Annotated in this window: 16 protein-coding genes; 1 reads left to right on the forward strand and 15 read right to left on the reverse strand. The window is 44.0% G+C overall.

Annotation, left to right across the window (positions count from 1 at the left end; genetic code table 11):
- Positions 1-24: 24 nt before the first annotated feature.
- The 15 genes from ABR189_RS26285 to ABR189_RS26350 form a co-directional block, all read right to left on the reverse strand.
- Positions 25-1,923 carry a CocE/NonD family hydrolase gene (locus ABR189_RS26285; RefSeq protein ID WP_354663473.1) on the reverse strand — a complete coding sequence of 633 codons (1,899 nt, stop codon included), beginning with the start codon at positions 1,921-1,923 and terminating at the stop codon, positions 25-27.
- A 78-nt stretch (positions 1,924-2,001) separates the two neighbouring features.
- Positions 2,002-2,349, reverse strand: coding sequence for an MmcQ/YjbR family DNA-binding protein (locus ABR189_RS26290; protein ID WP_354663474.1), 348 nt, complete (start codon positions 2,347-2,349; stop codon positions 2,002-2,004).
- A gap of 225 nt (positions 2,350-2,574) precedes the next feature.
- On the reverse strand, positions 2,575-3,591 hold the full coding sequence (locus ABR189_RS26295; protein WP_354663475.1) for a TerC/Alx family metal homeostasis membrane protein: 1,017 nt from the start codon (positions 3,589-3,591) through the stop codon (positions 2,575-2,577).
- Between the two features lie 27 nt (positions 3,592-3,618).
- Positions 3,619-5,130, reverse strand: a complete 1,512-nt coding sequence (locus tag ABR189_RS26300) for a helix-hairpin-helix domain-containing protein (protein ID WP_354663476.1) — start codon at positions 5,128-5,130, stop codon at positions 3,619-3,621.
- A gap of 94 nt (positions 5,131-5,224) precedes the next feature.
- Positions 5,225-6,634, reverse strand: a complete 1,410-nt coding sequence (locus ABR189_RS26305; protein ID WP_354663477.1) for a PP2C family serine/threonine-protein phosphatase — start codon at positions 6,632-6,634, stop codon at positions 5,225-5,227.
- A gap of 8 nt (positions 6,635-6,642) precedes the next feature.
- Positions 6,643-7,695 (reverse strand): TerY-C metal binding domain-containing protein, encoded by a 1,053-nt coding sequence (locus ABR189_RS26310; protein WP_354663478.1) that lies wholly within the window; start codon positions 7,693-7,695, stop codon positions 6,643-6,645.
- Positions 7,692-7,949, reverse strand: coding sequence for a hypothetical protein (locus ABR189_RS30085; protein WP_494337653.1), 258 nt, complete (start codon positions 7,947-7,949; stop codon positions 7,692-7,694). The genes ABR189_RS26310 and ABR189_RS30085 overlap by 4 nt, the downstream gene beginning before the upstream one ends.
- 25 nt (positions 7,950-7,974) lie before the next feature.
- A complete protein-coding gene (locus tag ABR189_RS26315) occupies positions 7,975-8,610 on the reverse strand; it encodes a vWA domain-containing protein (protein WP_354663479.1) in 636 nt (211 codons plus the stop codon).
- 182 nt (positions 8,611-8,792) lie between these two features.
- On the reverse strand, positions 8,793-9,347 hold the full coding sequence (locus tag ABR189_RS26320; RefSeq protein WP_435575339.1) for a TerD family protein: 555 nt from the start codon (positions 9,345-9,347) through the stop codon (positions 8,793-8,795).
- Entirely contained in the window at positions 9,281-10,174 is an 894-nt protein-coding gene (locus tag ABR189_RS26325) for a phosphoribosyltransferase family protein (RefSeq protein ID WP_354663480.1), read from the reverse strand. The genes ABR189_RS26320 and ABR189_RS26325 overlap by 67 nt, the downstream gene beginning before the upstream one ends.
- The gene (locus tag ABR189_RS26330) at positions 10,149-10,853 is read right to left on the reverse strand and encodes an HAD family hydrolase (RefSeq protein ID WP_354663481.1); all 705 of its coding nucleotides are present in this window, start codon (positions 10,851-10,853) and stop codon (positions 10,149-10,151) included. Before ABR189_RS26330 ends, ABR189_RS26325 begins: the two co-directional genes overlap by 26 nt.
- An 82-nt stretch (positions 10,854-10,935) precedes the next feature.
- On the reverse strand, positions 10,936-11,574 hold the full coding sequence (locus ABR189_RS26335) for a vWA domain-containing protein (protein WP_354663482.1): 639 nt from the start codon (positions 11,572-11,574) through the stop codon (positions 10,936-10,938).
- A gap of 132 nt (positions 11,575-11,706) precedes the next feature.
- On the reverse strand, positions 11,707-12,387 hold the full coding sequence (locus ABR189_RS26340) for a TerD family protein (RefSeq protein ID WP_354663483.1): 681 nt from the start codon (positions 12,385-12,387) through the stop codon (positions 11,707-11,709).
- A 16-nt stretch (positions 12,388-12,403) separates the two neighbouring features.
- Complete coding sequence (locus ABR189_RS26345) at positions 12,404-12,979, reverse strand: TerD family protein (RefSeq protein ID WP_354663484.1); 576 nt, start codon at positions 12,977-12,979, stop codon at positions 12,404-12,406.
- Between the two features lie 504 nt (positions 12,980-13,483).
- Complete coding sequence (locus tag ABR189_RS26350; protein ID WP_354663485.1) at positions 13,484-13,996, reverse strand: hypothetical protein; 513 nt, start codon at positions 13,994-13,996, stop codon at positions 13,484-13,486.
- Positions 13,997-14,424: 428 nt separating this feature from the next.
- Here ABR189_RS26350 and ABR189_RS26355 point away from each other — a divergent pair, with 428 nt between their 5' ends.
- Positions 14,425-14,736: a DUF1016 N-terminal domain-containing protein gene (locus ABR189_RS26355; RefSeq protein WP_354663486.1), complete on the forward strand. Its 312-nt coding sequence runs from the start codon at positions 14,425-14,427 to the stop codon at positions 14,734-14,736.
- The last annotated feature ends 7 nt before the right edge of the window (positions 14,737-14,743 follow it).

The raw sequence follows: 14,743 nt of genomic DNA on the forward strand, positions 1-14,743 counted from the left end.
CTGCTATAAGATAGTAAACCCTGTTTACTTTACGTTCAAAACGGGCAGCAGGATATTGGACGGATGCCCTGCATCGTGTAATATCCGGATGGTAGCCTTCTGATAATCTTTGTCATCAGCAGTATATATATCCGTAAATTTCTGTGGATTACGGTCGGCCAGTGGGAACCAGGAACTTTGTACCTGTATCATTATTTTGTGTCCCTTTTGAAAAGTGTGTGCTATATCAGGCAGCGTAAACTTTACAGTGGCAGGTTGCCCTGGCTCAAATGCTTCCGGTTTTTCGAAGCTGTTACGGAATTTACCCCGCATGATCTCTCCACGTACCAGCATCTGGTATCCTCCCATGGGATAAGTAACGGAGGGTACCCGGCGGTGTTCGGCTGGTGCATCTTCTTCATACTTAAAATCATCCGGGAATACATCTATTACTTTTACAATGAAGTCGGCATCTGTACTGCTGATGCTCACCTGCAGGTCGGCAACAACGGGGCCTGCCAGGGTAATATCCTGTGGCAGCGTGGGTGTTTCAAATACCAATACATCCGGCCTGCGGGCGGCAAAGCGTTGATCATCCGTCATGTAGTTAATCGTACGGCCGGAATGTACGTCTGCCGTATAAGGCACTGGTTTGGCCGGATCACTTACATATTCGCTAAAGCTGTTTGCAGTAATGGGTTTGGTGAAGTCCAGCTTTCCGTTGGCCTGAAGATATAGGGGCGTGGGTGTCATCCCGGCAGGAGGCCATTGCTGGAATTTTTCCCACTTGTTTGCTCCGGTGATGAAAATAGTAGCCTCTGCGATGTCGGGTGCGGCGCCTTTTCCTTTCAGATAGTAGTTAAAGAAGGGCACTTCTATATTATCCGCATACCAGGTAGAAGTGTTGTCACCGAAACGTACATTACCCAGATGGGTACCGTCATTAGCAGCCCATTGTCCATGATACCAGGGGCCCATTACAATGTGGTTATTGGCGCCGGGATTTTGTTTTTCGATGGCCTGGTACGTTTGCCATGCCCCAAAGCAATCTTCTGCATCAAATACGCCGCCTACTTCCAGCATCACCGGTTTGATGTTTTTGAGATGAGGACGTACATTACGTGCCTGCCACCAGGCATCATAAGTAGGATGGGCATACAAGTCCTTCCAGAAAGCAACGGAGTCGCCCATCAGGACAGAAAAGTTTTTTAAGGCGCCTGTTTCCAGGTAAAATTTGTAGTTGTCTTTGGTGTAATATTTAAATGCGGGCGGACTTACCTGTGTGGGCCGTGGATGTGGATAACCAAATGCGGTGTAGAAAGAAAAAGCATCTGCCAGCATAAAGGCACCGTTGTGGTGAAAATCATCTCCGATAAACCAGTCGCTGATGGGGGCCTGCGGACTTACCGCTTTTAATGCGGGATGATTACTTAATGCGGCCATGGTAGAATAGAAACCGGGATAGGAGATACCAAATACCCCCACATTACCATTGTTGCCGGGAAGATTTTTTACCAGCCAGTCAATGGTATCATAACTGTCGCTGGCTTCATCAATATCTTTTTTGCCCTTTTTATCAGGGTTAAAAGGCCGTACATTCACAAAGGTGCCCTCACTCATCCATTGTCCTCTTACATCCTGTATTACCATGATATAACCTTCCCGCAGATACTGATTATAATGATTGCGGTATAACGGACGGAAATCAGTTGCTCCGTAAGGAGCACAGGAATAAGGGGTGCGTGTCATTAAAATGGGATGTTTCACAGCATTATCCTTGGGCAGATAAATGGAGGTGAAGAGCTTTACGCCATCGCGCATCGTAATGTAAACTTCTTTTTTCGTGTAGTTTTGGTACATCCAGAGGGAATCCTGATTGATGGCTTTTGCAATAGTTGGAAATGCAAACAGCACAGCATAGGCCAATAGCAGCCACTTTCTCATATGTGGTAAGTTTAGATAGGGCGGTAAATTACTGAATATTTCAGATTCCGGGTGACGGTTTTACACGGGTGGCAGCAGCTACAGCAGTGATTCCCGGACCTTTTTAGGAAGAGAGGCTACTACCAGGTCGTACGATTTTCTGATCCACTCATATAGCAGCTTATTAGCAATACCGGCTTCCATACTCACAGTATTCCAGTGTTTTTTGTTCATATGATACCCAGGTGTCACCCCTTCATATCTTTCCCGTAATTCCACTGCTTCTTCTGGATCGCATTTTAGATTGACACTCTCAAAGTTGTCAATATCTGTCAGGGCAAATATCTTTCCCATCACTTTATATACCAGGGTTTGTTCTCCGAAGGGAAATTCTTCTGTTACACCGGCCAGCGACAGGCAATAGTCGCGGAATTGTTCAATATTCATATAGTGTTGTTTTAAAGGGTTATCAGGCCTGGGTTATTCATACCCATATGATTGTTGATCTTTCAAAGTTAAGCAGGATTTTACGGAAATTATTTACGGACGAACCAAAAATAAGGAGCGCATCGTTTAAAGATATCCGGATAGAAAGAAGGGCCGACCAAAATTAATGGTCAGCCCTTTTATAAGATTCCCCCACAGGAAGGAGGATGTTAAGCATCCGGTTTATTATACGTTCGCTTCCGCTTCTTTTTCTTTGGTTTCCTCTTCTTTAGGAGCTGGAATGATAATCGAGGCCAGCATAGAGATCACCAATACGCCACCTACAATGCCTAAAGACACTGGAGAAGAGATATGGAAGAATGGCGCAATCACCATTTTGATACCGATGAAGCTAAGAATAATGGCCAGGCCATATTTCAGCAAGCGGAACATGTAGATGAAGTTGGCCAGCAGGAAGTACAAAGCACGCAATCCTAATATCGCAAAGATATTGGAAGTGTACAGAATGAACGGATCGTCGGGAGCAATAGCGAAGATAGCAGGGATGGAATCTACGGCAAACAGTACGTCTGTAAACTCGATTACACCCACTACCACCAGCAGGGGAGTAGCCAGCTTAACGCCATTTTCAATGGTAAAGAATTTATCACCATCAAATTCCTTACTTACCTTAAACATTTTATAGATCACTCTGGCACCAGGGCTTTTGCTGAAATCTTTTTCATCGTCGTCATCCTCACCAGCAAACGCAGATTTGATACCGGCATAGATCAGGAAGAACCCGAACAGGCTGAGTACAACGTTGATCCTTACAGCAGTACCAAAAATGTTCATTTCCGGTAAATAGGTAAGATTGATCAGCCCTACGCCGGTGAAGATAAAGATGGCGCGGAAAAAGAGGGCGCCAATAATACCCCAGAACAATACTTTATGATGCAGGAACTTGGGTACATTAAAGAAGGAGAATACCAGGATGAAAACGAACAGGTTATCCACAGATAACGCTTTCTCAATCCAGTAGGCCGATTGGAACTGGGTGAATTTTTCAAAACCCATGATGTAATAAATTACACCACTGAAGAGCATTGCCAGTGAGATCCAGACAATAGACCAGATAGCCGCTTCTTTGTTACTCACTTCATGGCTTTTCTTGTTAAAAACGCCAAGGTCGAGCATGAGCATTACAATTACCAGAACTCCGAAACCGGTAAGTATACCGGGGTGATTAATGAGTGTATCCATTATATATTGTTGTTAAAATGCGTGTGTTTAGTTATTGACTAATTGAATAATGACCAGCCTGCCGCCTTCTTCTTTAGACAGCAGCAATTGTTTGCCGTCTGTGAGCTCTACCATGGAATTAATGGGTATTTCCTTGTTTTCCGTTACATCCCTGAGTGATGTAAGTGTCTGATTTACAAGTTGCCATTTACCGTGATGAAATACAAAGTAGCCTACTGGTTTCTTTTGCTCCGCTGTCAGCTTTTCATTAGGTGTAATATTACGATTTACATGCCATGGATAAAGATACTGATTATGATATACCATGAGCCGTTGATTTTCAGGTACAAAACTACCCGCTTTTCTGGACCAGTAGAAATTTAATACCGGCAATTGCCCTGTATAAGGGGTATTGCAGAACGGACAAACGGGTTTGGTACTATTGTCAAATACAAACCATTTCTGGCCACAGTTCAGGTTCTGACAGGGCTGCATCAGATCAGTTGTTTTGATCAGTGCATGTTCCCACTCATCGGCTGTGGGCCGCATCGCCGGATTGTGTAAGCCTTCTATAAATGCTTTGTTAAACAGCTCTTTTAAATAAGGGCCGCAAATGGAATAGGGGATTTTATTCACATCTGCCCATGGCAGCTGTGTTGGCTTTACCTGGTTTAGTTTAGGCCGGTTGGAAGTATCTGTAGGATGTTCTACAAATAAGGCTTTGGCTCCCATCCCTAATTCTTCATCTTTTTGTGGATCTGTATCATGAATTTTTCCGCCTCTTAAGGGATGGCGGTATAACAGATACATATAAATCATTACCGCCAGAGCATGCCTGTCAGTAGCAATACTGGGCAGTTTTCTGGCAGGATCATCCTTTGCCAGGTTTTTGGTACTCATTACTTCCGGCGCAATAAAGTCCGGTGTACCGATTACATCCGGCGGAAATTTGCCCGGCACTACCAGCCCGTCAATATCAATAATGGCTGCACTGCCGGTACAGGGATCTATCAGCACATTTTTGTAAGACAGATCAGAGTGTGCGAGTCCGGCTGCATGCATACGCCTCACTGCTCTCGCTATCCTGATACATACCAGGAAATATTTGTACCAGTCGCCCAGCTCACTTTTATCCAGGTGTAGTTTGAAATTGGCATTCCTGAACTGGGAGGCGGCAAACCATTTGCCTTCTTTTTCTTTTCCTACTATAGAGGCGATTTGTGCGGCGGCAGGATTATAGCCTGTCTGGAAGAAGAACTGCTTTTGATATACCGGCACAATGATGCCGGTTTGACCATTGTGCTCTACCATATCATAAGGCCAGCAAAACAGGTCTTTCCAATATTCACCGCCTGCCTGATTAAAGATCCGCTCCCGGAAAGTGGTGACAATATTATTCAAGCGCTCTTTGGAATTGAAATCCTGTTTATCACGAAAAAAAGCTACTACATAGGATTTGTCCGGGCTAAAATACACATCTTTCATTCCTCCCTGCATGGGATTCCCATCATCTACAAACTGATATGTTTTGCCACCGGCAGCTTTTACGGTTTTGATCATTGTGGTTTGTTGTTTGTAGCTACCAGCTTCCAGCCGCTAGCTGCTAGCTTTTGTGTTTTGTTGATTAGTGCTATGACTATCTTAGCCGTTCACTTTAATACAAAATAGCAATAGTCCGGTCATCATGATTACCTGGCGACCAGAAATCGAGCCAGTTCATCAGCATGGCAGCTGCTGTTTCCGGCGCTGCGGCAAAATCTATTTTGCAGTTGTCCGCATTTTTTCCACCGAGGTCGGCCCATAATTCCTGCCACATTGCTGTTTTGCTGAGGTTGGCATCCGTCTGGAATTTAGGATCAGTAATACCATCAGTCATCAGCACCAGTGCGGTAAAGTCTGGTACAATCTTAAAACGGATTCGGTTGGCATAAGAGCTGTCCGCAAAAATATCCGGCATGGTCAGAAACCTTGTTTGTCCTGCAAATTCACCACTATCAGGCGTACCCAATACCACTACTTCCGGTTTGGTGTTATCAAAAATACCAATGCCGCCATCACCCACCCAGAAGGAGCAGATCACATAACCTGCAGCAAATTTCCGTGTCATGGTAAAGATGAGGGTAGTAGCGTAGTCTTTTATATCCGCTTCTTTCCGTTGTGCTTCCTCTTTTATTTTTGATTGCGCAAAGAAGGCTGCCTTACCCAGCTGGTCAATAAAAAGACTGCTTAATTGCTTCTGCAGCGCCTCGGATGCCTGGGAAGTATAGGCATTGACGGCTGTTTCAATCTCCTGTATTTTATCACTGGTGAGCAGGATGTCAAAAAATTCGTGTACCGCATCACATGCAATTGCAGCGCCTTTCCGGCTGTATTTAGCAGAGCCGGCCCCATCCGCCACTGCAATCAGCCCCCAGCCGCTGGTGGTAGCATAGCTATATGCAAAGGCATCATCCCGGAAGCGGCCTTCATGGGCATGGCTGCGGCCTCTTTTTGAGCCGATGATCAGCTTTTTATTCCCAAAAGAAGTATGGGCGCTGATATTATCCGGGCGCCAGTATTCATCCTGCTCATCAGAAGGCAGATTTTGCCATAATGATTTAGGGTCCGGATTTACAATCAGCCGCAATTCCTTTACAAAGAAAGGCTTGTCTTCACTGCTGTCTTTCAATTTGTAATGTAATGTCAGCAGATGTTCTCCCTGTTGTTGGGGAGTGCCGGTAAAGGTGTTGGTTGCTGTATCAAAAGAAATGCCCAGAGCGTCATCCATCGTCCACTCAAAGCTGCCAATATCCTGCAGGCCCAGCTTAGCCAGGTCAAATACATACCTGTATATTTTCCCTACTGTAGCATTGGGCAGCGGTATATGTTTTTGCCTGATCTCTTCCGTAATTGATCTTTCTTTCCAGGATTCCAATATGAAACTTTGATTTTTTTTGACCTGCTGATAAGCATCTAAGATAGCCGCATCAGTCAGGAATGTATTAAAAAATGCATGTTGATGTGATGAAACATTGATATTGTTCAACAGCAGTAAACTCTCCACATATTTCTTTACCAGGCTCATGCAATGTATTATCCTTGTGTTCTGTTAATATCCATATTACCGGCACCAAATCCATAATCGCCGGTAGAGCCGCACCAGGGGCAGGTGGCTGTTTTTTCATTGCCGATACAATGAATTTTACCACACTGGCATAAGGTGAAGCCGTATTGATTGCCACAGCAGGGACATGCCGGAAATCCTTCCAGCTCGTCACTGTTGACCCGGTTATTTACACCAGGGGAGGCACTCAGTTCAAAATAGCTGTTATCCACGGGGTAAGCACCTTTCAGGTGATAACCGAGGGTCTGGAAATCCATTCCGCTGATGTTGGACGGTTTCTCATACCGTCCGTATTTAATCAGGTAAGGTTTTTTCAGGCGCTGGCATTGTGCCGCAAAAACCGCGTAATTGGTATCAACATAGTTTTGCTGCGGAGGCAGTTTGTCCAGATCTACTTTGGCAATAACATCCCCGTTGAGGTGAGCCAGTTCAAAGCCGGAGCCGTTGTTGTCCACGCTTACGCTGCTGGATTTGACAGAGGCGGTTACCCACCTGAAAAACTCTTTATAGGATTGCGGGGTGGTATTTTTAAACAGCAGTACGTTTTCGGTCAGTTCCCGCAGTACATGCATATCTGTATCACTACCAAAAGAAACAGCTACCAGGTTGGTCTGGCGCTGCCATTGCTGCTTCCATTCCTGGATGGCAGCTTTGGTATCATCGGTAGGCACACCGTCTGTAAACAGGAAGATGATGGGCTTCCAGTCGCCTTTCTGATCAGGGGTGGTTTTAATCGTGTTTTTTCTCAGCTCGTACATGAGATGGCCGAGGCCATTGCTCAATGAAGTACCACCACCAATGGGAAATTTTGGTGGATAGAAGCTGATAATTTCCTGAAGGGGAACAATTGTTTTGGGTTGTCCTGCAAACACAATAATGGAGATGTACACGGTTTCCAGTGCATACGGATCTGATTTCAATTCCTTGATAATAGTAGCCAGTCCTTCTTCTACATATTGGATCTGTTCTCCTACCATAGATTCGGAAACATCAATCAGAAAATAGATGGGTAGTCTTCTCATCGGATGAAATTATTTAGTACTAACAAAATGATCAATAACACGATCTGTGTCATGTCTACTGCTAAGCCGTTGCCCACCTGAAAAGGTTTAAAGATTCCTTTCAGTAAATTAAAGATGGGTTCAAACACCTTGCTGAAAAAGTTGAATATATTTTTATACTGGTTATTCAGCCGGTCTTTGTAAGGCAATAATTTGGAATATAGGAACAGTCCAACAATCAACACGTTCAGCAGGATATGCAAAAGATAAAACATAGCGGTATATCGTAACAGGGAATGATCAGATCACTACATGCACTTCTGCAGGTGGTGGTGGTAATTGAATATCTTCTGTGGTACCCACGCTTTTATTGCCGGTACCGATAGAGGCAGACACCCATTTAAAGAATGACATTAAGGTCGAGCTGTCGGCAGTATCCAGGTGTACTACGGTATCTGTCAGTTCTTTCAGGTAGCTGTCCTGAGCTTCCGCTCCGGCAGCACAAGCTACGATACTGGCCAGGTTCTTACTTTTTATTGTAGGAATTACTTCCCGGAAGGCAGCCAGATCGGAAGGCCGTCCATCTGTCATCAGAAACAGCAGCGGGCGCCAGTCGCCCTTTTGGGCTTCATCACCTTTATTCACTTCTGCATCCAGCTTGTCGCACAGCATCATTAAGGCTGCCCCCATATTGGTAGGGCCGGATTCAGGGGGAATAATTTCGGGTAGCTGCAGTAATTCCAGGCTGGTAAGTGGCATTAATTGTTTTACCTCCCTGTCAAAAGTAATAATGCTGATCCAAACAGACTCCAGCGCAAAAGGATCCTGCCGGAGTTTGGACACCAGTACCTGCAAGCCGTTTTTTACAGCTTCAATACGCTCCCCCCGCATGGAACCGGAGGTGTCCAGGAGTAAATAAACAGGTAGTCTTCGCATATATTTTTTTTGAGCTATTAGCTATTAGCCTTTAGCTTTTAGCTGAATGCAGCGGTTGATAGTCTTTAAGCTTTTAGCCTTTAGCTATTAGCTTTTAGCATAATGCAGCGAATATTTAGGAACAAATGGTCTTCAATAAACTGCAGGCAGCTAAAAGCTAAAGGCTAACAGCTAACAGCTTTTTAAGCGTATTTCTTCAGATAATCTTCCAGCCCGCCTTTCTGGCCTACACCTACGGCTTCAAATTTCCATTGGTTTTCGCGTTTGTAGATTCTGCCGAATTCTACTGCGGTTTCAATAGAAAAATCTTCACCCAGTTCATACTTCACCAGTTCGTTGTTGGTAGCAGCATCATAAATGCGGATGAAAGAGTTACGCACCTGGCCAAAGTTTTGTTTACGGGCAGCCGCTTCATGAATGGTTACTACCACACAAAGTTCTTTGGCAGCAGGATTGATAACAGAAAGATCCATGGTAATGGATTCATCATCACCATCTCCTGCACCGGTACGGTTATCGCCGGTATGTGTTACGGCACCATCCGGAGATTTCAGGTTGTTATAAAACACAAAATATTCATCAGCCAGGATCTTACCATTTTCACCAACAATGAAAACAGAAGCATCAAGGTCAAAGCCTTCTCCTGTACTGGATTCGTTCGCATCCCATCCTAAACCGACGGTGAACTTTGGGAGGTCAATATTGGCTCTTTGGCCTTTCTGGAGGTTGATTGCCATGATAATTCGTTTTTATGTAAAAGGTTAAATAAATATTCAAAATTCAGTTTGTACTCCGGCATCTGATGATACCCGTTGCTGATAGCTAAATCCACCAGCTGTGTTAAAAACGTATTGGTTTGCTGTGATACAAAAGCCAGAAAGTCGGCGAATGGCGCCAGCAGGATATATTTTACTATACGGGTGTTAAAAATGAAATGTGCCTGATTCACGATATCGTGCAGGTCATGGATCGTTTTTACCTCGTAATAGTTCAGGGTGTTTTCAATATTGGGATGAATATCCGTTTGGCTTAATGCTGCATAATACAGGAAATAAGCTGTGTTGGGCAGGGAAAACTGCTCCAGCAGGCGGCGGATAATCATTTCATGGCTGCCTGTTATTTTAATATCGTCTATAAAAACCAGTGTTTTATTGAGCAGGAAGGAACGGTCCATATGATACTTATCGTTGATGATAAGTGCCAGGCGGCTGTTCATATCCAGTGCCCCATAATCCACACTGTAAGTTTTAAAGCGGTGTATTTTGGCATTTTCCAGCGGCGAAAGCCCATGGAAAGCCAGGTAACGGTTCAGCACTTTATTGAATGCTACTGTCATAGCATGGGAGGCGGTAGGGATGGCTGCATACGGACTGGGTAATACTACCAGTTGTTGTTTGCTTTCCCTTAATGTTGCGCCATATTGTTGAATAAAACCTGTTGCCAGGTCTTTGCCGAATGTTTCGGCCACTGCTCCATCGCCAAATTTAAAGCGACTGTAGCTGGCAGCATCAAAAGAGAAGCTGTGTGCACAGGTGATTTTATGTAAGGCAAATGCCGGTGTCATAAAAAAGTTGCTTTAAATTGTTTTCGTAGTTAATGACCAGGCAGCTTTGCATGCCCGCCTTGTTGGCGCCTGCGATATCAGCTACTTTGTTGTCGCCGATATGCAAAATCTGCGCCGCATTTAATTGACCATCATGTAATTTCCCTGCTGCAGAGATCATCAGTGCAAACATTTCCGGTGCTGGCTTGGAAAAACCTGTTTCATCAGAATACAGCTGAAAGCAAAGCTGGTCTTCCAGCTCCAGCCGGTGCAACAGCTTACGCAAGGTTTTGCCGGGAATATATCCGGTATTGCTCAGGATGTTCAGCGTATACCCGTTGTCTTTTAATTGTTCCAGCAGCAGCGGCGTTTCTGCACATAATAACTGTGGCGCATATTTGAAAAACAACTCCTCGGACAAGGCATAAAAAGCATCCAGCTCAGTAACGGTAATGTGTTCCAGATCAGCACCTAATTTGTTCAGGTTAATCAGGTACATTTCGTGCGGAAGGATGTTTTTACCTACAATTTCATTGATCCTGTTTACCAGCAGGTCAGTTTCCCGGAACACAGACAATACTTGTGCTTCAGGAACGGTTAATCCAAAAAAAGAACGGAACAGGAGTGCCCGTTCCTGTTTAAAACGGGGATCAGACCTGATAAGGGTCATCCAGAGATCGAATGAAATGTGTTTAGTCATCTTAAGCTGTTAGCTGTTGGCAGTTAGCCTTTAGCTGTTTTAGTTTTTGTTGTTTACCTTTTTGTTGTTTGTGATGATACTATTAAACCACAATATTTACTTCAGGAGGAGGAGGGGGTAATTCATTCAGCCCTGCTACTTCTTTGTGTGTATTTTCCACTTTCTGGCTACCGGTGCTGATAGATGCAGACACCCATTTAAAGAATGCTTTGATAGTGGCAGAGTCGGCGGTATCCAGTGTTACCACCACATCTGTAATCTGTTTCAGCACGGAAGTATCTGCGCCGTTACCTGCAGCGCAGGCTACGGTAATACCGGTTTTACGTTGTTTAAATGCCGCCAGTCCGGACTGCCATTGATCGGTAGGGATACCATCTGTCATGATGAATACCAATGCTTTCCAGTCGCCTTTTACTTCCGGTGTGGATTTTAATACTTCTCTGTCAATACATTGCGCTGTAAGCTCCAGCGCAGCTCCCAGGGAGGTACCACCACTGGCGGAAATTTCCCGCATTTGAAACGAAGAGAGGTCTGTCAGCGGAATCAGCTGCTGGGCAGTACTGTTAAACGTAATTACACTTATGCAAGCCGTTTCCAATGCATAAGGGTCCTGGCGCAAGGTAGAAACCAGCACCTGTACGCCATTTTTTACCGCTTCAATCGGTTCTCCACTCATGGAGCCAGACGTATCAAGGACTAAATAAACGGGTAATCTTCTCATTGGAATAATTTAAAAAGAGCTGTTAGCTATTAGCTGTTAGCAGTTAGCTTTTGTAAAGCCAGCTGAAAGCAATCCGGCTATCATTCGCTGCATTTAGCTAATGGCTAAAAGCTAACAGCTAATAGCTGTTAGCTATTGTTGATATACATAATTTTTCAGGATCTCCACAAAGCTATCTGCCTGATTAGGATCACCTAAAGCACGGAATTTCCAGGTACCATCTTTACGGTATACTTCTGCAAATACCATGGAGCACATATTGTTATAAGTATCATTGCCAGACAGGTTGAATTTGGCAATTTCCTTGCCTTTGTTGTCTACCGCTCTGATAAATGCATTTTCGATATTTCCGAAATGTTGTTTGCGTTGTCTGCCCTGGTAGATAGCTACGAGGAAAAGTATTTTTTCGTATTTGGCATCCAGGGTGTCCAGTTTTACGATGATCTGTTCATCATCCCCATCACCGGCACCGGTACGGTTATCCCCGGTAAGCCAGATCTGACCGGAAGGGTGGCGCATACTGTTGAAGAAGATCACATCCCCTTCATACAGCCCCACACTCTGGCCGTTGCTCATTTGAGCCGTACGTCCCAGGTTGGCTACTTTACCATTATTATCCAACAGGAATGCTACCGCATCCAGATCATATTCTTCTTCCTGACCGCCGCCCAGCAATTTGCCGAAGAAGCCGCCACCGGCTTTCTTGCGTACGTCCCATCCCAAACCGATGGTAACAGTAGACAGGTCAAAACTTTCTCCTTTGTCATTTTTGCGCAGGTCAATGGTTTGACCTTTTACCAGGTTGATAGCCATAGTTGTTTTTTGTTGATTATTTAATGATTTGTCCTTTGTAATATTTGCCCAGGAAATAAGCCAGGTCTTCCCGGTAGCCAATACCGGAAGCCTCAAATTTCCATTTGCCATCACGCAGATATAGTCTGCCAAACTCCACACCGGTTTCTATGGAAAAATCTTCTCCCAGCTCATATTTTGCAATTTCCTGACCTGTATTGTCATCTACAATACGGATATAAGAATCCCTTACCTGTCCGTAGTTTTGTTTGCGTGCCACCGCATCGTGGATGGTTACTACAAAGAGGATCTCTTTTATGTCTGCATGCACATTGGTTAAATTCACCTGTATGGTTTCGTCATCACCGCCCGCACTGTTACCACCTGTAGGATCGTCACCTGTATGATGTAATGCACTGTCCGGCGAATCTGTATTGCCATAGAAAATGAAATAACCTTCTCCAGGGATCTGCCGGTTACTATCAATCATAAAAGCAGATGCATCGAGGTCAAAGTCGTACCCGGTACCTTCGTTGGGTGTCCAGCCCAGGCCCACACTGATTTTGCTAAGACCGATATCAATCTTTTGTCCTTTTTGTAAATTAATTGCCATTGCGTTTATTTTGATATTATTGATACTATCCTGTTCCTGTTCCTATGCGTAATCCCGGCTTGCTGTAATATTGCTATGTGAAATCCTGCATGATATTCACATGGCTATAAAAATATGTGGAAACATTTTTAGGACGGGAAAAGTTCTTTACCTGGTTGGCGCGGACTGATGCTGCTACAGGTTAAAAACATTCGCATGGACAGGGTGTAATCAATTTATTGATAACTCCAAATATATATATTCTATGCTCATTCCATCATACAAAAGGACATTTTTAAATAAAATTAACATTTTGGTTTTGCTGGCTGATGAAAGGGCTAACGATTACCAATTATGCTGTTTTACCTGTTTAAATGTTGTATGAGTCCTTCCCACGGAATTAAAAATACCTCCCTTAAGATACTAAAAGAAGCGCTAAAAATTACACGGTTCCCAAAAAATAAAAGGCGTGCCACCCCTCAGGAAAACACGCACTTTTAGCGATTTATTGCAGCGATAACAGGTTTATTTTTTGGTAATGCTGATAATAACGCGGGAATATCTGGCAAAAATGATCTCTACCTGATCCCCTGCCTTAAAGCCATCCAAAGGTCCCCGCATCCAGTAAAACAACCGTTTCCGCTTATTCTCCAGCAATACCATGAAGTTGGTTTGCGTATCACTGTTTTCCAGATATACTGCTTCCAGCGGCACATGGATCACCCCTTTCTGAAGGGCTACCAGATCCCGCTTTAATGCCCAGTAACGGATATCAGTTACCTTGATCAGGGCAAATACCAGGGCTACCACAAAGGATAACAACCACAGCCAGAACCAGACATTGGTGTAGGAAAACTGGGATTGATCCGCATCTCCGGAAGAATGACGGGAGTACAGGAACACCTGCGGAATCACCGCTGCCAGTACTAACAGGCCTACTCCGATCATTATAAATTTAATTAACTGGGCTTTGTTCTTTCGCAGGGCTTCCTGCAGCAAAAAGTTCTCTTCAGTGGTTAAAAAAGAGTAGTCCATCATAGGTATATCGGTTTTTCAAAACACTAATATATACATAAACTTTAATTATTAAAATTAATATATATAATTTTTATTATGATAATGCGCTTGTTTGCACCACTTTAAGCCCATGGAATACCCTGCTTTGATCCCGGTAAGCGCTATCGCCTACTTGTTAATTACCCAAGAATAACCAATATATATTCCAGAGATATCCCGTAGATATCCCGACCAGCTATATTGTCGGGATATCTACGGGATATATACGGGACATATACGGGATATCTACGGGATATCCCTAAGTAAACGTAGGCCCAGCATAGGGTTAACCCTGATTTTGCTGTAGGGAGGTTAGTCCTGGTATAGGTTTACCTCTTGCTATCTTAGTCCTGGTGGCAGTTTACAATCCCCCTGGGAGAGAGTTTTGGCTGCTGTTTAAGTGAATTGTCATGCGGGGAGGAGAATTGTCATTTTTTAGGGATACCGGTGGTACAAATCGAGTTGGTTACCGGCTTTCTAAAGACTTAACTCAAGCATATGGAAAGGGATTTAGCAGGTCAAATTTATTCCAGATACGCATGCTTTACGCAAAATTCCCAATTGCTCAGACACTGTCTGGACAATTGAGTTGGAGCCATTATGTTGAAATATTAAAAGCCGATAACGATCTGGAGATCAACTTTTATGTAAAACAAGCAAAAAAAGAAAAATGGAGTGTCAGAGAGCTGAAAAGGCAAGTAAAAAGTATGTTATTTCATTAATAGATCT

Source organism: Chitinophaga sp. H8, assembly GCF_040567655.1.
Classification (GTDB): Bacteria; Bacteroidota; Bacteroidia; order Chitinophagales; family Chitinophagaceae; genus Chitinophaga; species Chitinophaga defluvii.